A 22775-nucleotide genomic window follows, 5' to 3' on the forward strand; every position below is an offset into this window, starting at 1 on the left:
CCTGTGCCGCTGTCGCGGCCGGCGTCGGGGCGACGGTTGTCCGCCCGGAGGTTTCCGGACTGCCCGTGCAAGCAGACGCATATCCCAGCAATCGCGCGCAGGCACCGGGCACCGACCCCGCCGCGCGTTTAGGCGCGCCGACTGGCACAGCCGTCCCGCGCGCCCGGAGAGACTATCATGACCACGCGGATGTTGATCGACGCTCGCCACCGGGAGGAAACCCGGGTCGCCGTCGTCAAGGGTAACCGGATCGAGGAATTCGATTTCGAATCGGCCGAGCGCAAGCAGCTCAAGGGCAATATCTACCTCGCCAAGGTGACGCGGGTCGAACCGTCGTTGCAGGCGGCGTTCGTTGATTACGGCGGCAACCGCCACGGCTTCCTCGCTTTCAGCGAAATCCACCCGGATTACTACCAGATCCCGAAGGAAGACCGCGACGCGCTGCTGGCCGAGGAAGCCGCGCACGCCGCCGAGGAAGCCGCGCTGCGTGCCGGCGACCATGACGACGATGTCGATTACGACGATCATGACCATGACGACGATGCCGAGGGCGGTGTCGAGGTCGTCGAGCGTGACGAGGACGAAGACGAGCATCACGACGACGAAGAGGGCGAGGACGCCCCCGCCCCGCGCAAGCGCAAGAATGGCGGCGACGATGCCGCGGTCGAAGCGCTGCGCCAGCGCCGGCTGAACCTGCGTCGCCGCTACAAGATCCAGGACGTGATCCGCCGTCGGCAGGTGCTGCTGGTGCAGGTCGTCAAGGAAGAGCGCGGCAACAAGGGCGCGGCGCTGACCACCTATCTGTCGCTTGCCGGCCGCTATTGCGTGCTGATGCCCAACACCGCGCATGGCGGCGGGATCTCGCGCAAGATCAGCTCGGCCGCCGATCGCAAGCGGTTGAAGTCGATCATGGCCGAACTGACGCTGCCGGCGTCGATGGGCTGCATCGTTCGCACCGCCGGGCTGCAGCGCAGCCGGCAGGAGATCAAGCGCGACTTCGATTATCTGGCGCGCCTGTGGGACGGGATTCGCGAACAGACGCTGACATCGTCGGCGCCGGCGTTGGTCTATGGCGACAGCGACCTGATCAAGCGCGCGATCCGCGATATCTACAACAAGGATATCGACGAGGTGATCGTCGAGGGTGAGGACGGCTTCCGCCACGCCAAGGATTATATGCGGCTGCTGATGCCGGCCCATGCCCGGCGGGTGAAGCAGTATGCCGACGCCGTGCCGCTGTTCCAGCGCGCGCATGTCGAGGATCAGCTGGCCGCGATGTACAATCCGGTCGTGCAGCTGAAATCGGGCGGCTATCTGGTCATCAACCCGACCGAGGCGCTGGTGTCGATCGACATCAACTCGGGGCGCTCGACCCGCGAGCATAATATCGAACAGACCGCGACCGCGACCAACCTCGAAGCGGCGCAGGAAATCGCGCGCCAGCTGCGGCTGCGCGACATGGCGGGTCTGGTCGTGATCGACTTCATCGACATGGACCATGGATCGAACGTCCGTAAGGTCGAGAAGGCGATGAAGGAGGCGCTGAAGAACGATCGCGCCCGCATCCAGGTCGGCCGCATCTCCGCCTTCGGCCTGATGGAAATGAGCCGCCAGCGGCTGCGCACCGGCGTGCTGGAGGCTTCGACCCGCCAGTGCCCGCATTGCGAGGGCACCGGGCTGGTCCGTACCGCATCGTCGGCCGGCCTGTCGGCGCTGCGCCTGATCGAGGACGAGGCCGCACGCGGTCGCGGCTCGCTGATCGTGCTGCGCGCCAGCCAGGAAGCGGCGTTCTACGTCCTCAACAAGAAGCGCGCCGATATCGCCGAGGTCGAGGATCGCTATGGCGTGACCGTCGAGATCGTGCCCGATGCCGAGATCGAGGGCGCGCGCATGGCGGTCGAAGCCTCCGGCCCGCCGCCCGCGCATCCGCCGAAGATCGAGCCGCTGGTCGTCATCGACGACGAGGACGATGCCTATGACGACATCGAGGACGAGATCGACGAAGAGGTCGAGGACGAAGCGGTCGAGGAAGTCGCGCGTGCGCCGCGCGGCGATGACGAGGGCGAAGGTCGCGGCAAGCGCCGCCGCCGCCGTCGCGGTCGTCGCGGTCGCAACCGGGAGGAAGGCGAAGTCGAGGGCGATGCCGGCGACGATGCCGACGGCGAAATCGACGCGGACGAACCGGCCGATGCCGATACGGGCGAAGCCGAAGCGAGCGATGCCGAAGCGAACGACGAGGCCGCTCCCGAAGCGGAAACTGTCGAAACCGCCGATGAGGGCGGTCGGCGCAAGCGTCGTCGTCGTGGCCGTCGCGGCGGTCGCCGGAGCGAGGGCGCGTTCGATGCCGCCGATGGTGCCGGCACCGTCGCCGAGCTGCCGGCCGAGGACGACGTCGTCGAACCGGCCGTGACGGAGGAACCCGTTTCTGCCGAGCCGGTCACCGAAGCGGAAGTAGTGGCGGCCGAACCGACGCCCGCACCCAAGCGGACGCGTCGTCGCCCGAGCGCGCGTGCCAAGGTCGAGGCCGCTGCCGACGCCACGCCGGCCGAACCGGTGACCGTCGAGGCGGGCGACGCCGCGCCGATCGTGACTCCCGAACCGGTCGAGGCACCGGTCGTCGAAGCCGAACCGGTTGCCGAGGCACCCAAGCCGAAGCGGACGCGTCGTCGCAAGGCCGATGCCGAGCCAGCCGTCGCCGAGGAGGCACCGGCACCGGCACCGGCCGAGGCCGAAGCAGCGCCCGCACCGAAGAAGCGCCGCGCGCCGCGCCGCAAGGCCGTCGAAGCGGAAGTGGAAGCGGTGGAAGCGGCGCCTGCACCGGAACCGGCAGCGCCCGAACCGGTCGCTGCGGAGCCGGTCGCTGCCGAAGACGCAGCCGCCGATGGCGAGAACCCGACGCCGCGACGCGGCTGGTGGCAGCGCACCTTCGGCAACTGATCGCGGCGTTCAGCGCTACGAACGAGAGGGCGGCCCCGACGGGTCGCCCTTTTTCGTATCAGCCGGCTGCGTCGGTCCGGGGTTCGCGGACCAGCGCGTCGCACGCGACCTCGATCCGCACCGCCAGCCCTTCGGGTCGCCAGTCGCGAATGATCGTGCCGGCCAGTTGCTGTTCGATGCTGAGCGTCGCCAGTCGGGTGCCGAAGCCTGCCGTATCGGGCGCGCCGGGGATCGCCGGACCGCCAAGTTCGCGCCAGTCGATCGTCAGGGCGTTGCCGCTACAGCGCGTATCGATCGAAACCCGTCCGTCGGCCGTCGACAGCGCGCCATATTTGGCGGCATTGGTCGCCAGTTCGTGGAACAGCAACGCTACCGGGGTCGCCCCGCGATCGTCGATCGCCACATCGTCGCCGGTGATCTGCCATTGTTCCTCGGCATAGGGCGCCAACAGGTCGCGCAGCACGTTGTGCAGCGTCGCTTCACCGACCGAGGGGCGCGATATGTCGCTGTGCGGCCGGGCAAGGTCGTGCGCCGCGCCTAGCGCCGCGACGCGTGCGGCCAGTTCGTCGGCAAAGCCGCGCATCGCCGGCATCCGCCGTGCGGACATGCGGATCAGTCCGGTGACGATCGCGAAGATGTTCTTGATACGGTGGCTCAGTTCACGGCTGAGAATGTCGTTCTGCTCGGCGGCGCGCTTGGCCGAATCGATATCGGTGCAGGTACCGATCCAGCGAACGATCCGCCCGTCGCCATCACGCACCGGCAGCGCCCGACCCAAGACCCAGCGATATTTACCGCTGCGATGGCGCAGTCGATATTCGATCTCATAATCCTCGCCGGTCGCAAGGCTGTGGCGCCAGCGAGCCCATGCCCGGTCCTGATCATCGGGATGGAACATGCCGTTCCACCCTTCGCCATCGGTCGATCCCTCAGGCACGCCGGTGAAGCGATACCATTGCGCATTGTAGAAATCGTGATGGCCATCGGGACGCGTCGCCCACACCATTTGCGGCATGGCGTTGGTCAGCGTGTCGAGTTCGGCGCGGGTGGCCGCGCGGGCGCTTTCGGCCTCGCGTCGCGCGGCATCGCCGGTCGCTACCGCCAGCCAGCGGGGATTGCCGGCGGCATCGGGCCGCGTCGGTGCGACGGAGAAGATGGTTGCGGCGTCGCGGTCGCCGATCCGCACGACGAAGGGGCGGCCGCTCTCCGTTCCCGCCCGCCATTCGTCGACCGCAGCCGCCTGTGTTTCCGCGGCGAGCGAACAGAACCAAAGATCACCCGACGATGCCGCACCGTTATCATCCTGCCAGGAACGATTGGTCCATAGGAGCCGACCATTGCTGTCGGCGATCCATGCCGGAACCGGTATCCGATCTGCGATATCGCACCACACGGGATCACTGGTTTCGATCACCGGCACGTCCATTCGTTCTTCGTCCTTCTGCCGTTCGCGGTGCAGCATTGCCGCACTCAAACTGTCCCATTCCCGGTCCAAACCGCGTAATTATCGCAAATCAGTTACGGCGCGGACCTGTTCGCCCTGCCCAAGTCAATCCGCGACGATCCATTGCCACCGGACTGTTGAAAGGGGTAAAATATTTCCCATAAACGTTTCAAAACTGCCATCTAACCAGATCGGACCTATTGACGTGAAGATTGATGCGACGCAAAGCCGGCATCAGAAAAGGAGAACTCCATGTCCGAAGACGGATCCGAACTGAACGCGATCGAACTGGCGACCGAATTGACCATCGCCTGGTTGAACAATGGCAACAACCGTGTCGCCGCAGAGGATGTTCCGACGTTCCTGCAAACCATGCACGCGACGGTTCTCGGTCTGGCATCGGGCAATCTCGAACCGGAAGAGGCTGCGCCGCAGCAGGAGCATGTCGCCGCGGTGTCGGTGCGCAAGTCGCTCGCGTCGAAGGACCACATCATCTCGATGATCGACGGCAAGCCGTACAAGACGCTGCGCCGTCACCTTGCCGGCCACGGCCTGACACCCGAGACCTATCGCGAGCGTTACGGGCTGCGCCCGGACTATCCAATGGTCGCGGAAACCTATTCGCAGAGCCGCCGCGACATGGCCAAGCGCATCGGCCTGGGCCGCAAGGCGCGCAGTGCCGAAGCGAGTGAAGCCGTCGTCGAAGGCGAAGCCAGCGACGCGCCGCGCCGCCGTGGCCGCAAGCCCAAGGCTGCCGAATAATTAAAAAGGGGCGGCCGATGTGCCGCCCCTTTTCTTATGGGCGCGGCGTGATCGCGCCGTCCGACCATGCATGGGTGCAGAGCTGCGCCGCAGGCGTGTCGTCGGCATCGAGCGCCGCGACCGTTACCCAGCCCTCGCCGCGGAGCCGCGCCGCCACCGCCGGATCGGTGCCAAGCGGCAGGAACAGCCGCCGACGGTCCTTCGCACCCAAACCGGCATCGAGCAGCGCATCGGCGTAGAGCGAGAAGCCGACCGCCGGCTCTTCGTGGCCATCGGCATGGCACACGGTATAGCTGCCGCCGCGACCGATTTCGCCCAGCACCCCTTGCGCGAACAGCGAAAAGCCCAACCAGCTCTGATATTCGAAGCCGTGCCGCTCGGTCGGATCAAGGGTCACCGCCACCCGGCCCGCAAGCGTGGCCGCCACCGCCTCGATCGCATCGAGCCGCGATGCCAGCCGCCCGGCCTGATCGGTCGCCCGAAGGCGCGCAAGGGCAGCGTCGAACGGTCCCGCCGCTTCGACCAATGGCAGATAGGCCGGATCGATCGCCGCGACGCGCCCGGCATCCTTCGCGTCCAGCGCCGCGATCAACGCATCATGCTGCGGCCCCGGCGGATCGCCGGCCAGCGTCGCGACCAGATCGGGCAAGGTGAAGTCGATCGAGATATCGGTGACCCCGGCCGCCGCCAACGCCTCGACCGCGACCGTCACGATTTCGGTCGCCGCCGCCACGCTGTCGCGGCCGATCAGTTCGGCCCCCATCTGCCGCAAGCCCCGGCGCGGGGCGAGTTCGCCAGCCCGCAGCTTCAGCACCGGCCCGGCATAGGACAGGCGTACCGGGCGCGGGTGATGGCCCATGCGCGTGGCCGCGATCCGCGCGACCTGTGCGGTGATGTCGGGGCGGATCGCCAGCGTGCGCTGGCTGACCGGATCGACGAAGCGCACCGCATCGGTCGCCGCCGTCCCCTTCAGCCGCCCGGCCAGCCCCGCCTCGAACTCGGCGAGCGGCGGGTCGACCTGTTCATAACCATAGCCATGCGCGACGCCCAGCACCGCTCCTTCGAAACGGCGCAGGCCATCGGCGGCGGGGGGCAGGCGGTCGTGAAACCCTTCGGGCAGGAGGCCGGTATCGTTCATGGGGTTCCCCTAGCGTGAGTCGATGCGGAACGAAACCTGTCCACTGCCAACCGCCGCATCCGTCACCCCAGCGCAGGCTGGGGTCTCACCGTGGCGGAACGACACGCTGGAGCCGAGGGAGACCCAAGCCTGCGCTGGGGTGAAGCTTTGTAATACGCAGACGGGCCGCCGGATCGCTCCGACAGCCCGTCCGCCAACCTTATGAACCGATCAGAATTTGAGCGGCATGACCGTCTTCACGCCCGGCAGGGCACGGACCTTCGCCACCAGTTCGGGCGTGACCGCTTCGTCGACCGACAGCAGCACCACCGCCTCGCCACCGGCATCGCGGCGACCGAGGTGGAAGGTGCCGATATTCACGCCCGCCTCGCCCAGCGTCGTGCCGATGCGACCGATGAAACCCGGCGCGTCTTCGTTGACGACGTACAGCATGTGTCCGGCCAGATCGGCCTCGACCTTGATGCCGAACAGTTCGACCAGACGCGGCTGCGCGTTGCCGAACAACGTGCCCGCGACCGAGCGTTCGCCGGCGTCGGTCTTGAGCGACACGCGGACCAGCGTGTGGTAATCGCCCTCGCGATCGTTGCGCACTTCGCGCACCTCGATGCCGCGTTCCTTGGCGAGGAACGGCGCGTTGACCATGTTGACCGTGTCCGACTGGACGCGGAGGAACCCGGCGAGCACCGCGCCGACGATCGGCTTCTGATTGAGTTCGGCCGCGGCGCCTTCGCTATGTACCGACACGCGGGCGATCACGCCGGTGGTCAGCTGCCCGACCAGCGAGCCGAGCTTTTCGGCGAGCGCCATGTACGGCTTGAGCCGCGGCGCTTCCTCGGCCGACAGCGACGGCATGTTCAGCGCGTTGGTAACGCCGCCCGACACGAGGAAGTCGGCCATCTGCTCGGCGACCTGAATCGCGACATTGACCTGCGCCTCGCTGGTCGATGCGCCCAGATGCGGGGTCGAGATGAAGTTCGGCGTGTTGAACAACGGCGACTCCTTCGCCGGTTCCTGCACGAACACGTCGAGCGCCGCACCTGCGACGTGACCGCTGTCGAGCGCCGCCTTGAGCGCCGCCTCGTCGATCAGCCCGCCGCGCGCGCAGTTGATGATGCGCACGCCCTTCTTCGTCTTGGCGATGTTCTCCGCCGACAGGATGTTGCGGGTCTGGTCGGTAAGCGGGGTGTGCAGCGTGATGAAGTCGGCACGTGCCAGCAGCTGGTCCAGCTCGACCTTCTCGACGCCGATCTCGATCGCGCGTTCGGGCGACAGGAACGGATCGAAGGCGATGACCTTCATCTTCAGGCCCTGTGCGCGGTCGGCGACGATCGAGCCGATATTGCCGGCGCCGATCAGGCCCAGCGTCTTGGCGGTCAGCTCGACCCCCATGAAGCGGTTCTTTTCCCACTTGCCGGCCTGGGTCGAGGCATCCGCCTCGGGCAATTGGCGGGCGAGCGCGAACATCAGCGCGATGGCGTGTTCGGCGGTGGTGATCGAGTTGCCGAACGGGGTGTTCATCACGACGACACCAGCGGCCGACGCGGCGGGGATATCGACATTATCGACGCCGATGCCGGCGCGGCCGACGACCTTGAGGTTCTTGGCGGCGTCGAGGATCGCCTTGGTGACCTTGGTCGAGCTGCGAATGGCAAGGCCGTCATAGTCGCCGATGATCGCGATCAGCTCTTCGGGCGTCTTGCCGGTGATTTCGTCCACCTCGACCCCGCGTTCGCGGAAGATCTGGGCGGCCTTGGGGTCCATTTTGTCGGAAATCAGAACTTTAGGCATGTTTCGTTCCTTCTCCCTCTCCCCTTCAGGGGAGAGGGCCGGGGAGAGGGGGAGTCGGGGAGCGGGCGGAAAGGTGGCGCTACTGCCCCTCTCCCAACCCTCTCCCCTGAAGGGGAGAGGGCTTTATGCCGCCTTGGCGGTCGCGTAGGCCCAGTCGAGCCAAGGGCCGAGCGCCTCGATGTCCGCGGTATCGACGGTCGCGCCGCACCAGATGCGCAGGCCCGCCGGAGCGTCGCGATATCCCGCGACGTCAAAGGCAGCGCCTTCGGCCTCGAGCAGCGAGGCCATCTTCTTGATCAGTGCCTCATCGGCCCCCTCGACGGTCAGGCAGACGCTGGTCTTCGACCGGGTCGCCGGATCGGCGGCGAGATGGCCGAGCCAGTCGCGCTCCTCGACGATCTTGTCGAGCGCGGCGGCATTGGCGTCGCTGCGCGCGATCAAGCCGTTTGGCCCAAGCGACTTGCCCCATTCGAGGCTGAAGATCGCGTCCTCGACCGCCAGCATCGATGGGGTGTTGATCGTCTCGCCCTTGAAGATGCCTTCGGTCAGCTTGCCCTTCGACACCAGCCGGAAGACTTTCGGCAGCGGCCAGGCGGGGGTATAGGTTTCGAGGCGTTCGACCGCGCGGGGGCCGAGGATCAGTACGCCATGCGCACCCTCGCCGCCCAGCACCTTCTGCCAGCTGAACGTCGCGACGTCGATCTTCGCCCAGTCGATGTCATAGGCGAACACGCCCGAGGTCGCATCGGCGAACGACAGTCCCTCGCGGTCGGCGGGAATGAAATCGGCGTTCGGCACACGCACGCCCGACGTGGTGCCGTTCCACGTGAACAGGACGTCGTTGGTCCAGTCGATCGCGGTGAGGTCGGGCAGCTGGCCGTAATCGGCGCGCACGACGGTCGGATCGATCTTGAGCTGCTTGACCGCATCGGTCACCCAGCCCTCGCCGAAGCTTTCCCATGCGAGCGCGGTGACCGGACGGGCGCCCAGCATCGTCCACATCGCCATTTCGAATGCGCCGGTGTCGGAACCGGGAACGATGCCGATGCGGTGGGTGTCGGGGAGCTTGAGCAGCTCGCGCATCAGGTCGATGCAATATTGCAGACGCTGCTTGCCGATCTTCGAGCGGTGCGACCGGCCGAGGCTGACGGGATTTAGGCGGTCGGCGGACCAGCCCGGCGGCTTGGCGCAGGGGCCGGACGAAAAATAGGGACGCGCAGGGGTCGTCGCCGGCTTAGGCGGAAGATCAGTCATGTCAGTCTCTCCTCACAGAGAGCACGCGCTGCGTTGGGACAGCGTGGCCCGCCGCGGCCATTAGCGGCGTGTTTGGCATGACACAACCCATGTTGTTGCGGATATCGGCGGTCGCGCGCATGATCGTTGCCGGAACCGGGTGTCGGAACCGGATGCGACCTTTCGGCGTTGCCACCCATTGATATGTCCGAAATGTACGCTTCCTTGCCCACCGTCCTGATCGTCGAGGACGAGATGCTGGTCGCGATCGACCTCGAAGCGTCGTTGGAGGAACATGGCTATCGCCCCGTCGGCATCGCCGCGGATATGACGCGGGCGATGGAGCTTGCGACGGCACGGCCCGATGTCGCGCTGGTCGATTGCAACCTGCGCGACGGGCCGACCGGGCCGATGATCGGGCGAATGCTGGGCCGCAACTACGGCACCACGGTCATTTTCCTGACCGCCAACCCCAATTTGCTGCACGACGGGATCGACGGCGCACTGGGTGTCGTTTCGAAGCCGTGCGGATATGATTCGGTCGGGCGGATCGTCGATTTCGCCGTACGTGCCCGCCATGGCGACCGGTCGGAACCCCCGCTCGGCATCAAGCTGTTCGGCGCTCCTCCCGAAGTGCGCGCCATCGCTTAAGCCGCGGTTCAGCGCGCCCCCGTCACAGGCGGCGTTGACCCGTGTCCGGCCGATGGCCGATAAGGACGTTCATGAAGCGCGCGCTGGGCGGCATCGCTGCCGCCATTCTCCTGTTCGTACAGCCGGCCGCGGCGCAGTCGTTGCTGCGCGATGCCGAGACCGAGGCGCTGCTGAACGACATGTCGCGGCCGATCGCGGTCGCGGCGGGGCTGGATCCACGCAACTTCAACGTTGTGCTGCTGCAGGACAAGTCGATCAACGCCTTCGTCGCGGGCGGACAGACGGTCTATATCCATTCGGGCCTGATCGACGCCGCCGACGACGCCAACGAGGTCCAGGGTGTCATCGCCCATGAAATCGGCCATATCGTCGGCGGGCACGTGCCGCTGGCCGGGCGGGGCATGGCTCCCGCGACCGGTATCACCGTGCTGAGCCTGTTGCTGGGCGTCGCGGCGATGGCGGCAGGCGCGGGCGAGGCGGGCGCCGGCATCCTCGCGGCGGGACAGCAGGCGGCGATGAGCAGCTATCTGGCGTTCAGCCGGACGCAGGAGAGTTCCGCCGACGCCGCCGGTACCCGCTTTCTGCGCAGCGCCAACGTCTCGGGACAGGGGATGCTGGACTTCTTCAAGAAGCTCCAGAACATGGAATATCGCCTCGCCATCCCGCAGGACAACAGCTACCAGCGCACCCACCCGTTGAGCGGGGAACGCATCGCCAATCTGACGCAGGACGTGCAGTCCTCACCTTCGTTCAAGACACCGACCGATCCGACGCTGGAAGTCCGGTTCAAGCGGGTACAGGCGAAGCTGCGCGGCTATGTCAGCGACCCAAAGGATACGCTGCGTCGCTATCCGGCCAGCGACCAGAGCGTGTACGCCCATTACGCGCGTGCCTACGCCTATCATAAGTCGGGCTATCCTGAGCAGGCCGCGGACGAGACGCTGGCATTGGTCAAATCGGCGCCCGACGACCCCTATTTCCTAGAGCTCGAAGGGCAGATCCTGCTCGAATCGGGGAAACCGAAGGAAGCGCTGTCGGCGTTGCGCGAGGCGACCGAGCGGACCCGGTCGTCGCCGCTGATCGCCGCCAGTTTCGGCCATGCGCTGATCGCGGCGGAGGACCCGGCGCTGCTCGACGAGGCCGAACGGGTGCTCAAACAGGCGGTGGCGCGCGACAATCAGAATCCGTTCGCGTGGTACCAGTTGAGCATCCTCTACGAACGGCGCGGCGATCCCGCGCGCGTCGCGCTGGCAATGGCGGAATATACGTCGCTGATCGGCGACAACGGCATGGCGCTGGCCAGTGCGCGACGAGCGATGGCGCTGTTGCCGCAGGGGTCGACCGACTGGATACGGGCACAGGATATTCAAATGACGTCGCAGACCGCGTTCGAGGAAGAGAAGCGCAATCGCAGGCGGCGGGGCTGATCATGGGGCGGATGGGCAATATCGCGATGGTGGCGGCGGCCGCGCTGGCCGGCGCCGGCGGGGCGATCGTGGCGCAGCGCGTGGCGACCGACCGGACGGCGACCGAGACGGTGGTGCGCGACTATATCCTCGCCAATCCCGAAATCCTGCCGGAAGCGATGCGGCGGTTGCAGGCGAAGGAAGCGGGCAAGGCGGTCGCCGCCAATCGTGCCGCGATCGTCGAACCCTTTCCCGGTGCGATCGCGGGTAACCCGAATGGCGATGTCAGTGTCGTTGCCTATCTGGATTATGCCTGCGGTTTCTGCCGGGCGAGCCTGCCGGCGATCAGCGGGTTGATCGCCAGCGATCCGAATGTGCGCATCGTCTATCGCGAGCTGCCGATCCTGTCGCAGGGCAGCCGCACCGCCGCCGAATGGGCGCTGGCGGCGGCGCAACAGGGCAAGTTCAAGCCGTTCCACGACGCGCTGTACGCGGCCGGGCGGGTCGATAATGCCACGATCGAGGCGGCGGCGAAGGCGGCCGGGCTCGACGTCGATGCCGCGCGCGCTGCGATCGCGTCACCACAGATTGCGGGCGAGATCGAACGCAACCTGAAGACCGCCGGCGTCCTCGGCTTCAGCGGCACGCCGTCATGGGTCGTGGGCGATCAGGTGCTGGGCGGTGCCCAGACGCTGCCCGCATTGCAGGCCGCGGTCGCGGAGGCGCGCAAGGCGAAGACAACGCCCGCCGCCTGAGCCTTTTCTCCGTCATAAAAGCATGGAACAAGCCGTTCCATGGAAACCATTCTTTCGATCCGGGGCGTCGCCAAGACCTACAAGTCCGGCACGGTCGCGTTGCAGCCGACCGATCTAGATATCGGCAAGGGCGAAATCTTCGCGCTGCTGGGACCGAACGGAGCGGGCAAGACGACGCTGATCAGCATCGTGTGCGGCATCGTCACGCCGAGCGCGGGGACGATCACCGCCGCCGGGTTCGACACGGTGCGCGATTATCGCGAGACGCGGACCCGGATCGGGCTGGTGCCGCAGGAATTGCTGACCGACGCGTTCGAGACGGTGATGGCGACCGTCACCTTTTCGCGCCGGCTGTTCGGGCGGCATGGCGACGCGGCCTTTATCGAAAAGCTGCTGCGCGACCTGACCCTGTGGGACAAGCGCGATGCGAAGATGACCGAATTGTCGGGCGGCATGAAACGCCGGGTGATGATCGCCAAGGCGCTCAGCCACGAACCCGATATCCTGTTCCTCGACGAACCGACCGCGGGCGTCGATGTCGAGTTGCGCCGCGACATGTGGCGGCTGGTCCACGAGTTGCGCGAACGCGGCGTCACCATCATCCTGACCACCCATTATATCGAGGAGGCCGAGGAAATGGCCGACCGGGTGGGGGTGATCGCCAAGGGCCGGTTGATCCTGGTCGACGAGAAGGCGGCGCTGATGCGCAAGCTGGGCAAGAAGACGCTGACCCTGACCCTGTCCGAACCGTTGGCCGAGGTGCCGGGCGCGCTGTCGCACTGGCCGCTGACGCTGACCGACGAAGGCCATGCGCTGACCTTCGCCTTCGACGCCAATGCCGAGGATAATGGCGTGCGCGCGCTGCTGCGCGCCGCCGACGAGGCGGGGATCGCGTGGAAGGATATCGCGACGAAGCAGTCGAGCCTCGAGGATATCTTCGTTGGCCTGGTGCATGAACAGGAGGGCCGGGCATGACGTTCAACTGGCATGGCGTGCTGGCCATCTATCGCTTCGAACTGGCCCGGTTCGGGCGGACGATCTGGACCTCGCTGATGACGCCGGTCATCACGACCTCGCTTTATTTCGTGGTGTTCGGCACCGCGATCGGCAGCCGCATGAACGAGGTCGGCGGCGTGCCGTACGGCGCGTTCATCGTCCCCGGCCTGATGATGCTGACGATGCTGACCGAAAGCATCTTCAACGCCAGTTTCGGCATCTTCATGCCCAAATGGTCGGGGACGATCTATGAACTCTTGTCGGCGCCGGTTTCGACGCTGGAAACGCTGGTCGGCTATGTCGGGGCGGCGGCGAGCAAGTCGTGTATCGTCGCGCTGGTGATCTTCGCCACCGCGCATCTGTTCGTCGATGTACAGGTCGCGCACCCGTTCTGGGCGCTATGCTATCTGCTGCTGGTGGCGGTCACCTTCTGCCTGTTCGGCTTCATTCTCGGGCTATGGGCCAAGGGGTTCGAACAGTTGCAGGTCATCCCGCTGTTGGTGGTGACGCCGCTGACCTTCCTCGGCGGCGCCTTCTATTCGATCGACATGCTGCCGGGCGTGTGGCGGACGATCAGCCTGTTCAACCCGATCGTCTATCTCATCAGCGGGTTTCGCTGGACCTTTTTCGGGGTCGGCGATGTTCCGGTGGCGGCGAGCCTGGGTGCGACCTTCGGGTTTCTGTGCATTTGCGTCACGGTGATCGCCGTGATCTTTCGCACCGGATGGCGGCTGAAGAAGTAAGGGAGTCCGCATGGATTTGGGAATTGCTGGCCGCAAGGCGATCGTGTGCGCGTCGAGCGCGGGGCTGGGCCGGGCGTGCGCGCTGGAACTGGCGCGGGCCGGGGTCGAGGTCGTCGTCAACGGCCGCGACGCGGCGAAGCTGGCGGCGACGGCGGCGGCGATTCGAGAGGAGACCGGCGTGACGGTGACCGAGGTCGTCGCCGACCTGTCGACCGAGGAAGGTCGCGCCGCGCTGCTCGCTGCCTGTCCCGATCCCGACATCCTCGTCAACAATAATGGCGGACCGCCGGTCAAACCCTATACCGAACTGGCAGCCGACGGCATTCGCGCGGGACTGGAAAGCAATTTCGTCACCCCGGCGCTGCTGTTGCAGGCGGTGTTGCCCGGCATGGTCGAGCGCGGGTTCGGGCGGGTGGTCAACATCACCTCGGGCTCGGTCAAGATGCCGCTGCCGGGGCTCGACCTGTCGAGCGGGGCGCGGGCCGGCCTTACCGGGTTCGTCGCGGGGATCGCGCGGCAGGTGGCGGGATCGAACGTGACGATCAACGGCCTGTTGCCCGGATCGTTCGATACCGCGCGCATCGCATCGATGAGCGAAGCGGCGGCGCAGAAGAACGGAACGACGCCCGAGGAGGAGAAAGCGAAGCGGGCGCAGGCGATTCCGGCCAAGCGGATCGGCGACCCGGCCGAGTTCGGTGCGGCCTGCGCCTTCCTGTGTTCGGACCGGGCCGGGTTCATCACCGGGCAGAGCCTGTTGATCGATGGCGGGGCGTTTCCGGGGATTATGTGATTTTCACGCGAAGGCAGAGACCCGAAGAAAAGATAGAAAGGATGGTTTTCGCGCGAAGGCGCAAAGGGCGCTAAGGGGTTGCGTACGCGACGGCGGTAGCCTGTCCGGCGAAGCCTCTTATGCGCTGCACAATGATGGAAGAGCCGCGTCGCGGCGTGAGAACGCTCTTTGCGCCCTTTGCGCCTTCGCGCGAACCCCGATCTTCTTCAAAAAATCCCGAGAAACTTCTTGCGCTGTTCCTTGCGCTCGCCCCGGTTTGACCGCCCATTCTCGGCCTTGGCGGTCGTCCCTCGACCAACGTCATCCCGCGGTTCGCCGTCCTTGGTCCGCTGCGCGCGGGCGGTCGCGCCGGCGAGGACCGGGCCGCACGCCGCGCCCTTCGCATCGCCCGGATCGACGAAGGCCAGCACGCCCGCCAGTGGCGTCGCCACCACCGCGAGCCCCAGCCCGGCCCCGGCACGCCCCAACAGTTCGGGGCTGATGACCGAATAACGCGGCTGCGCGAAATAGCCGCCGATGCCGACCGGCGACTGACCGGCGAACAGCGAGAAGCGCTTCGAATCGGCGCGGACGGCGAGATCGATCGATTCGTTGCGGAAGCTGAACCCGCCGCGTCCGACCATGACATTCTTTTGCGTATCGATCAGGATCGGGTCCGCCGCCGCGACCCCGTTCCGAACGGTGAAGCCGATCAGGCCGCAATTGATGCGCACCGGTTCCTTCAGCCGCCCCTCGAACATCTTCTGTGCGAAGGTGCCGAGGTCGAGTTCGGACAATTGCACGTTGCGCGTCCAGAAACTGCCGGCGGGCAGGATGATCGCGATACGGCCGTTCGAGCTGGCCAGCGAATCATGGACCGTATCGCCGGTACCGGTCAGCTTCACCCGCGCCTTGACCGTGCCCGACGTGCCCGCTTCCTCGACGCCCCAGCCGGCGAGCAGCCGCCCCATCGGCGTCGGCGACAGGCGGATGTCGTAATCGGTGACGGCGGGGCGGCGACGCGCATCGATCACCACGTTCGATGCGACATTGCCGCGCGCCATCGCAAAGGTCAGCGGCGAAAGTTTGAGCAGCCGGTCGTCGAGGTCGAGCGTGAGGTCGACATTCGACACCGGCAGGCTGCGCGCACGGACCGTACCGACCTTGTAACGGACCCTCGCATCGAAATTGCGCAATGCCTCGACGTTGAGCTTGGCATCGGGGAGCAGGCGGGGGGCGCCCCCTTCGCGTTCGATGACCCCTGCCGCGCCCTGCGCCTCGACCCGTTCGAGGTCGTAGCCGACGAATGCCGACATATCGACGATGTCGAGAGTGCGCGAAGTCAGGTCTGCGGTCAGCAGCAAGCGCGGTTCGCGCTGCGTCACGGTCAGGCTGCCGGCCAGATCGCTGTCGCCGAATACGCCCTCCAACCGGGTGAATTTCCAGTCCGGCCCGTCCTTGGTCATCCGCCCGGTCAGGCGATAGCGGCGGGTGTCCGGCGTGACGATGCCGAGCACCGCGAACACATCCGACAGGTTGCGCCCCTTCAGGCGGACGGCGAGGTTCGATCCGTCGAGCTGGGTCGGGCCGGGCAGCGTGCCGGCGAGGATCGCGACCGACCGGGCGACCTCGACCCGGGCTGTCAGCTGATTCTGCCCGCCACGGATCGTCGCGTTGGGTGATTGCAGCTCGCCGGTCAGGCGGAACGGGCGGCCGCGCACCGTGCCGCGTCCGGTCGCGCGAATCGCACTGACGAACTGCGTGCCTTCGCTGATCGTCGTGTCGAGGTCGAACGTACCGTCGAGAAGGAATTGCGGGTCGCGGTAACGAATGCGGGTATCGCGGAAGATTCCGCTGCGCACGACCGGCAGTTCGAGCTTCTTGCCCGGCTTGTTCGGATCGCCGAAGGTCCAGGTGTTGCGCTTGCGCGCCGCATCCCAGTGGAGATCGGCGCGTGCGCCGTCGAGTTCCAGCCAGTTGACCCGGCGGCGTCCGAACAGAAAGGTGAGCGTCGCGGTCGAGCTGTCGAGCTTCCTCGCTTCGAACAGATTGCCGCCGCCGGCCCAGTCGGGGTTCGATACCGACAGCCCTTGCGCCAGGAATTTGAGATCGATCGGATTGAAGTAGAATTGGAAATCGCCCGCGACCCGGACCGTGCGACCGCTTTGGGACGAGGCGATCCGCTCGAACGTTCCTTTCAGGAACCGGCCCTTGGTGACGAACAGGATCAGCCACGACAGGAAGATCGTTCCGACCACGCCGACCAGCGTCCTGAGCGCGATCCGCCGCCAGTTGCGGGCGCGGGGGGCGTCTGGGGCGCCGTTCGTCGGGGAAACTTCGGCCATCGCCGCTCAACCGTTCGCAGCCGTAACGAGTTCCGGTGGTTGCGTTCCGCGCCCATCCGGGTTAGGGGCGCGCTCTTTCCACGACCTTTCGGGATTCGCCCGGCCATCTGGGGCTGCCGCGGCAATCCGCACGTCGTGATTTTTGAGGAGACCAAAATGCCCAAGCTCAAGACCAAGAGCGGCGTCAAGAAGCGCTTCAAGTTCACCGCCACCGGCAAGGTGAAGCACGGCGTCGCCGGCAAGCGCCACCGCCTGATCTCGCACAATGCGAAGTATATCCGTCAGAACCGGGGGACCTCGGTCCTCGCCGATGCCGATGTCGCGCACATCAAGGCATGGGCACCCTACGGTCTTCGCTAAGGAGTAACGAGACATGGCACGCATCAAGCGCGGCACGACCACCAAGGCGAAGCACAAGCGGATTTTGGATCAGGCGAAGGGCTATTATGGCCGTCGCAAGAACACCATCCGCATCGCGCGCCAGGCCGTCGAAAAGGCCGGTCAGTACGCCTATCGCGACCGCAAGGTGAAGAAGCGGACCTTCCGTGGTCTGTGGATCCAGCGCATCAACGCCGGTGTCCGCGCGGAAGGCATCACCTATTCGCAGTTCATGCACGGCTGCAAGCTGGCCGGCATCGAACTCGACCGGAAGGTCCTGGCCGATATCGCGATGCACGAGGAAGCCGCCTTCAAGGCGATCGTCGCGCAGGCGAAGGCCGCCCTGCCGGAACAGGCCGCCGCGTAACGCTGCGGTTCCTGTTTGCGGGATGAGAAACGCCGGTGGGGTAACCCGCCGGCGTTTTTCGTGCATGCGTCATTCCCGCGAAGGCCAAGAAGGCACCCTGCCTTCGTCATTCCCGCGCAGGCGGGAATCCGTAGACGCTACCGTCCCGGCTCCATTAGCATCGTCACCGGCTATGGGTTCCCGCCTGCGCGGGAACGACGAAGTGGAGGCTGGTGTGATGCGCATCTTCGAGCCGTGCGTGTACATCATGGCGAGCGGCCGCAACGGCACGACCTATATCGGCGTCACCAGCAACCTGATCCAACGGGTCCATCAGCACCGCGACGGGACCTTCCGTGGTTTCTCAAGCGAACGCCATTGTACCCGCCTGGTCTGGTTCGAACGCCACGAGACCATGGAAACCGTCATCCAGCGTGAGAAGCGGATCAAGAAACGGAACCGCGACTGGAAAGCAGAATCTGGTCGAGCAGGACAACCCCCACTGGTCCGACCTCGCCACGGGGCTAGGCTTCGCCATCGTTCCGCAATAAAGCCTCGCTCCATATCCAGACCAGCGGAGCGACCGTGACCCCCGATCTCGACCAATTGCGTGCCGACCTGCTCGCCGCCATCGACGCCTCTGCCGGCGTCGACGCGCTGGAGGCGGTGCGCGTTCATGCGCTGGGCAAGCAGGGGGCGATTACCGGCCTGCTGAAGACGCTGGGCGCGCTGTCGCCCGAGGAACGCCAGACGGTGGCGCCGGGCATCCATGCGCTGCGCGAGGCGGTGACGGGTGCGATCGGCGCGCGCAAGGCCGATCTGGAGGCGAAGGCACTGGCGGCGAAGCTGGCGAGCGAACGGGTCGACCTCACGCTGCCGGTCGATCGGCCGGCACCGGGCGGGGTCCATCCCGTCAGCCAGGTGATGGACGAACTGGCGGAGATTTTCGCCGATCTGGGTTTCGCCGTGGCGACGGGGCCAGAGATCGAGGACGACTGGCACAATTTCACCGCGCTCAACATTCCCGAAACGCATCCGGCGCGGGCGATGCACGATACCTTCTACGCGCAGCGCCTAAGCCCGCAGGGCGAGGAAACTACAAGCGCGGCCGGCGGCGGCGAAGCGCCGTCCGACGACGCTGGCTCCGCCACCGGCGCTACGGAACGCTACGTCCTGCGCACGCATACGAGCCCGGTGCAGATCCGCACGATGATGGCGCAAAAGCCGCCGATCCGCATCATCGCGCCGGGCCGGGTCTATCGCAGCGACAGCGACGCGACCCACACGCCGATGTTCCACCAGATCGAAGGGCTGGTGATCGATCGCGGCATCCATATGGGGCATCTCAAATGGACGCTGGAGACGTTCCTGAAGGCCTATTTCGAGCGCGACGACATCGTCCTGCGGCTGCGGCCGAGCTATTTCCCGTTCACCGAACCGTCGGCGGAGGTCGATATCGGCTACCGCCTAGAAAAGGGGCGGCGCGTGGTCGGCGGTGATCCGACCAAGGGCAATGGCGGCTGGATGGAGGTGCTGGGCAGCGGCATGGTCCACCCCAAGGTCATCGCGGCGTGCGGGCTGGACCCGAACGAGTGGCAGGGCTTCGCATTCGGCACCGGCGTCGACCGGCTGGCGATGCTGAAATACGGCATGGACGATTTGCGGCCGTTCTTCGACGGCGATCTGCGCTGGCTCAAACATTATGGATTTTCGGCGCTGGACGTTCCCACGCTGTCGGGGGGAGTGACGGCATGAAGTTCACCTATGGCTGGCTCCAGGAGCATCTCGACACCGATGCGACGCTCGACACGATCCTGGGCGCGCTGAACGCGATCGGGCTGGAGGTCGAAGGCGTCGAGAATCCGGGCGAGAAGCTGGCCGCCTTCCGCGTCGCCCGCGTCCTCACCGCCGAACGGCATCCGCAGGCCGACAAGCTGCAGGTGCTGTCGGTCGATGCCGGCGATGGTCCGTTGCAGGTCGTGTGCGGCGCGCCCAATGCCCGTGCGGGGCTGGTCGGCGTGTTCGGCATGCCCGGCGCGACGGTGCCGGCCAACGGCATGGTGCTGAAGGTCGCGGCGATCCGCGGCGTCGAATCGAACGGCATGATGTGTTCGACCCGCGAACTGGAGCTGGGCGAGGATCATGACGGGATCATCGAGCTGCCCGACGATGCGCCGGTCGGCACCCCCTTCCCCGCCTATGCCGGGTTGGACGATCCGGTCATCGACGTCAGCGTCACCCCGAACCGGCAGGATTGCATGGGCGTGCGCGGCATCGCGCGCGATCTGGCGGCGGCGGGCTATGGCACGCTGAAGCCGCTGGCGGTGCCGGTCGTCGCGGGTGAGGGCGATGGCCCCGATGTGCGGGTCGAGGACGCCGATGGCTGCCCGGCCTTCTACGCACAGGCGGTGCGTGGGCTGCGCAACGGCGAGTCGCCCGACTGGATGCGCAAGCGGTTGAACGCGATCGGGCAGAAGCCGATCTCGACGCTGGTCGACATCACCAATTACGTGATGTTCGATCTGGGGCGGCCGCTGCACGTCTATGACATGGCGAAGCTGACCGGCGGTCTGGTCGCGCGCAAGGCGGTGGCCGGCGAGAGCGTCGTCGCGCTGAACGGCAAGTCCTACACGCTGGCCGGCGGCGAGACGGTGATCGCCGACGATGCCGGCGTCCATGACATTGGCGGGATCATGGGCGGCGAGCATTCGGGCGTGTCGACGGCGACCACCGACGTGCTGATCGAATGCGCCTATTTCAATCCGCAAGCGATCGCGCGGACCGGACAGAAGCTGGCACTGACCAGCGATGCGCGCACCCGGTTCGAACGCGGGGTCGATCCGGCGTTCCTCGATCAGGGACTGGCGATCGCGACCGATTATGTGCTGCAGCTGTGCGGCGGCACCGCCAGCGGCGTGACCCGGGCGGGATCGCCACCGGTCGAGCCGCGCACCATCATCCATCAACCCGCGCGGGTGGCGACGCTGGGCGGGCTGGACGTGGCCGAGGATCGGCAGCGCGATATCCTCGAACGGCTGGGCTTCACGGTCGGCGATGGCTGGCAGGTGACCGTCCCGTCGTGGCGGCGCGATATCGACGGGACCGCAGATCTGGTCGAGGAAGTGATCCGCATCGAAGGGCTGGACAAGGTCCCCTCGACCCCGCTCGACCGGCCGGCGGGCGTGGCGGTGCCGACCGCGACGGCGGAACAGAAGCTGGAGCGGCGCATCCGGCGCGCGGCGGCGGCGCGCGGGCTGGCCGAGGCGATTACGTGGAGCTTCATCGCCGAGGACGAAGCCGCGCCCTTCGGCGGCGGCGCGTGGGAGGTCGTGAACCCGATCGCCAACGACATGCGGATCATGCGGCCGTCGCTGCTGCCCGGATTGTTGAGCGCGGCGGCGCGCAATCTGAAGCGTGGGGCAAGCAGCGTGAAGCTGTTCGAGATCGGGCGGCGCTATCTGGCCGATGCCGAGCGGATGACGCTGGGCATCGTGTTCGCGGGCGAGCGGTCCCCGCGCGGCTGGCGCGGGGGCAAGGCGCAGGGCTTCGATGCGTTCGATGCCAAAGGCGAGTTGCTGGCGCTGCTGGAGGCGGCAGGGGCGCCGGTCGGCAATCTGCAGGTGATGGAGGCGCCGGGCGACGTCTATCATCCGGGGCAGTCGGCGACGCTGCGGCTGGGGCCGAAGACGGTGCTGGCGAGCTTCGGCGTGCTGCATCCGACGATTGCCAAGGCGTTCGACCTGCCGGCCGGCACGGTCGCGGCCGAACTCTATCTCGACGCCCTGCCGGCCAAGCGTGGCGGCGGGGCGATGCGCGGGGCCTATGCGCCGCCGGCGTTGCAGGCGGTGACGCGCGACTTCGCGTTCGTGGTGGCGGATAATGTGGCGGGCGACCAGCTGGTGCGGGCGGTGCGCGGCGCGGACAAGGCGGCGATCGTCGATGCGCGGCTGTTCGACGTGTTCGCCGGCACCGGCGTCGAGCCGGGGCATAAGAGCCTCGCGATCGAGGTCACCTTGCAGCCGGGCGCCAAGAGCTTCACCGATGCCGAATTGAAGGCGATATCGGACAAGATCGTCGCTGCGGCGACCAAGATCGGCGGGAGCCTGCGCGCATGACTATGACCCTGACCAACGGCACGCTGACCGTGGCGGTCGAACCGCTGGGCGCCGAGCTGCATTCGATCAAGGATGCGGCGGGCCGCGAACTGATGACCGATGCCGATCCGGCATACTGGACCGGGCATGCGCCGATCCTGTTCCCGATCATCGGCGCGGTGCAGGACGATCGCTATCGGGTGGATGGCGAGACCTTCCACCTCGCCAAGCACGGCTTTGCGCGGCGGCGGAAGTTTACGAAGGTTGCACAGAGCGACACGTCCGTCCGGTTCGAACTGGTCGACGACGAAGAGACGCGGAAGGTGTATCCGTTCGCGTTCATGCTCCACGTGGAACATTCGCTGGAGGGCGCGACGCTGCACAGCGTTGTAACGGTGACGAATAACGGCAACCGCGACCTGCCGGCGAGCATCGGTTTCCATCCGGCCTTCGCATGGCCGCTGCCCTATGGCCGTGACCGCGCGGCGCATCGGATGGTGTTTTCGGATGCGGAAGTTGGCACCGTCGCCGCGATTGCCGCCAACGGGACGATCGCGCCCGAGCGTCGGCCCGATCCGGTGGTCGACCGGGTGTTGACGCTGACCGACGAACTGTTCGCGGACGATGCGCTGGTTTTCGATCCGGTTCGAAGCAGCTGGGTCCGCTATGGTGCCGAGGATGGGCCGCAGTTGCGGGTCGATTTCCCGGGGATGCCCAAGCTCGGCATCTGGACCAAGCCCGGTGCAAGCTTCGTCTGTATCGAGCCATGGGACGGGATCGCGGACCCCGAAGGGTTCGATGGCGATATCTTCGACAAGCCAGGTATCCACCGTGTCGCACCGGGGCAGTCGCATCGGGCGGCAATGTCGGTGACGTTGGAGGGTTAAGGTACACGCGAAGGCGCGAAGGGAAGAAGTAGGGTTCGATTTCGCGCAAAGGCGCAAAGGACGCTGAGGGGTTGCGGTCTTGGCAACCGGGTGCGTTCGGCAG

General features: G+C 66.5%; 19 protein-coding genes. 14 read left to right on the top strand and 5 right to left on the bottom strand.

The features are described from left to right. Positions 1-177: 177 nt before the first annotated feature. Entirely contained in the window at positions 178-2937 is a 2760-nt protein-coding gene (locus ACZ1JS_RS14840) for an Rne/Rng family ribonuclease (RefSeq protein ID WP_465166739.1), read from the top strand. Positions 2938-2995: 58 nt separating this feature from the next. Here ACZ1JS_RS14840 and ACZ1JS_RS14845 read toward each other — a convergent pair whose 3' ends face one another. Next, positions 2996-4399 (bottom strand): PAS domain-containing protein, encoded by a 1404-nt coding sequence (locus tag ACZ1JS_RS14845; protein ID WP_465166740.1) that lies wholly within the window; start codon positions 4397-4399, stop codon positions 2996-2998. Between the two features lie 234 nt (positions 4400-4633). Here ACZ1JS_RS14845 and ACZ1JS_RS14850 point away from each other — a divergent pair, with 234 nt between their 5' ends. Then, the gene (locus tag ACZ1JS_RS14850) at positions 4634-5143 is read left to right on the top strand and encodes a Ros/MucR family transcriptional regulator (RefSeq protein ID WP_465166741.1); all 510 of its coding nucleotides are present in this window, start codon (positions 4634-4636) and stop codon (positions 5141-5143) included. A 34-nt stretch (positions 5144-5177) separates the two neighbouring features. Here the strand turns inward: ACZ1JS_RS14850 and ACZ1JS_RS14855 are convergent, their stop codons facing one another. The 3 genes from ACZ1JS_RS14855 to ACZ1JS_RS14865 all read right to left on the bottom strand — a co-directional run bounded on the left by ACZ1JS_RS14855 (position 5178) and on the right by ACZ1JS_RS14865 (position 9323). Next, positions 5178-6281, bottom strand: coding sequence for an ATP phosphoribosyltransferase regulatory subunit (locus tag ACZ1JS_RS14855; protein WP_465166742.1), 1104 nt, complete (start codon positions 6279-6281; stop codon positions 5178-5180). Positions 6282-6491: 210 nt separating this feature from the next. Continuing rightward, positions 6492-8069, bottom strand: a complete 1578-nt coding sequence (gene serA / locus ACZ1JS_RS14860) for a phosphoglycerate dehydrogenase (protein WP_465166743.1) — start codon at positions 8067-8069, stop codon at positions 6492-6494. A 123-nt stretch (positions 8070-8192) separates the two neighbouring features. Next, positions 8193-9323 (bottom strand): phosphoserine transaminase, encoded by a 1131-nt coding sequence (locus ACZ1JS_RS14865; protein WP_465166744.1) that lies wholly within the window; start codon positions 9321-9323, stop codon positions 8193-8195. Between the two features lie 192 nt (positions 9324-9515). Here ACZ1JS_RS14865 and ACZ1JS_RS14870 point away from each other — a divergent pair, with 192 nt between their 5' ends. From ACZ1JS_RS14870 to ACZ1JS_RS14895, 6 genes are all read left to right on the top strand, one after another. Further along, positions 9516-9953, top strand: a complete 438-nt coding sequence (locus tag ACZ1JS_RS14870) for a response regulator (RefSeq protein WP_465166745.1) — start codon at positions 9516-9518, stop codon at positions 9951-9953. A gap of 71 nt (positions 9954-10024) precedes the next feature. Next, positions 10025-11380: a M48 family metalloprotease gene (locus ACZ1JS_RS14875; RefSeq protein WP_465166746.1), complete on the top strand. Its 1356-nt coding sequence runs from the start codon at positions 10025-10027 to the stop codon at positions 11378-11380. Positions 11381-11382: 2 nt separating this feature from the next. Further along, on the top strand, positions 11383-12114 hold the full coding sequence (locus tag ACZ1JS_RS14880) for a DsbA family protein (RefSeq protein ID WP_465166747.1): 732 nt from the start codon (positions 11383-11385) through the stop codon (positions 12112-12114). Positions 12115-12153: 39 nt separating this feature from the next. After that, a complete protein-coding gene (locus ACZ1JS_RS14885) occupies positions 12154-13089 on the top strand; it encodes an ABC transporter ATP-binding protein (protein WP_345878681.1) in 936 nt (311 codons plus the stop codon). Next, positions 13086-13853: an ABC transporter permease gene (locus ACZ1JS_RS14890; protein WP_465166748.1), complete on the top strand. Its 768-nt coding sequence runs from the start codon at positions 13086-13088 to the stop codon at positions 13851-13853. Before ACZ1JS_RS14885 ends, ACZ1JS_RS14890 begins: the two co-directional genes overlap by 4 nt. Positions 13854-13863: 10 nt before the next feature. Then, positions 13864-14643, top strand: coding sequence for an SDR family oxidoreductase (locus ACZ1JS_RS14895; RefSeq protein WP_465166749.1), 780 nt, complete (start codon positions 13864-13866; stop codon positions 14641-14643). Between the two features lie 206 nt (positions 14644-14849). Here the strand turns inward: ACZ1JS_RS14895 and ACZ1JS_RS14900 are convergent, their stop codons facing one another. Next, a complete protein-coding gene (locus ACZ1JS_RS14900) occupies positions 14850-16967 on the bottom strand; it encodes an AsmA family protein (protein ID WP_465166750.1) in 2118 nt (705 codons plus the stop codon). Between the two features lie 156 nt (positions 16968-17123). Here ACZ1JS_RS14900 and rpmI point away from each other — a divergent pair, with 156 nt between their 5' ends. The 6 genes from rpmI to ACZ1JS_RS14930 all read left to right on the top strand — a co-directional run bounded on the left by rpmI (position 17124) and on the right by ACZ1JS_RS14930 (position 22672). Next, positions 17124-17327 carry a 50S ribosomal protein L35 gene (gene rpmI / locus ACZ1JS_RS14905; protein WP_056457646.1) on the top strand — a complete coding sequence of 68 codons (204 nt, stop codon included), beginning with the start codon at positions 17124-17126 and terminating at the stop codon, positions 17325-17327. 13 nt (positions 17328-17340) lie between these two features. Beyond that, positions 17341-17712 (top strand): 50S ribosomal protein L20, encoded by a 372-nt coding sequence (gene rplT, locus ACZ1JS_RS14910; protein WP_055757215.1) that lies wholly within the window; start codon positions 17341-17343, stop codon positions 17710-17712. A 172-nt stretch (positions 17713-17884) separates the two neighbouring features. Next, positions 17885-18280, top strand: coding sequence for a GIY-YIG nuclease family protein (locus ACZ1JS_RS14915; RefSeq protein ID WP_465166751.1), 396 nt, complete (start codon positions 17885-17887; stop codon positions 18278-18280). Continuing rightward, positions 18277-19446 (top strand): phenylalanine--tRNA ligase subunit alpha, encoded by a 1170-nt coding sequence (gene pheS / locus ACZ1JS_RS14920; protein ID WP_465166752.1) that lies wholly within the window; start codon positions 18277-18279, stop codon positions 19444-19446. The genes ACZ1JS_RS14915 and pheS overlap by 4 nt, the downstream gene beginning before the upstream one ends. Continuing rightward, on the top strand, positions 19443-21806 hold the full coding sequence (pheT, locus tag ACZ1JS_RS14925) for a phenylalanine--tRNA ligase subunit beta (RefSeq protein ID WP_465166753.1): 2364 nt from the start codon (positions 19443-19445) through the stop codon (positions 21804-21806). The genes pheS and pheT overlap by 4 nt, the downstream gene beginning before the upstream one ends. Further along, positions 21803-22672 carry an aldose 1-epimerase family protein gene (locus ACZ1JS_RS14930; protein WP_465166754.1) on the top strand — a complete coding sequence of 290 codons (870 nt, stop codon included), beginning with the start codon at positions 21803-21805 and terminating at the stop codon, positions 22670-22672. The genes pheT and ACZ1JS_RS14930 overlap by 4 nt, the downstream gene beginning before the upstream one ends. The last annotated feature ends 103 nt before the right edge of the window (positions 22673-22775 follow it).

The sequence above is a fragment of the Sphingomonas sp. BL-S-05 genome (genome assembly GCF_055521695.1).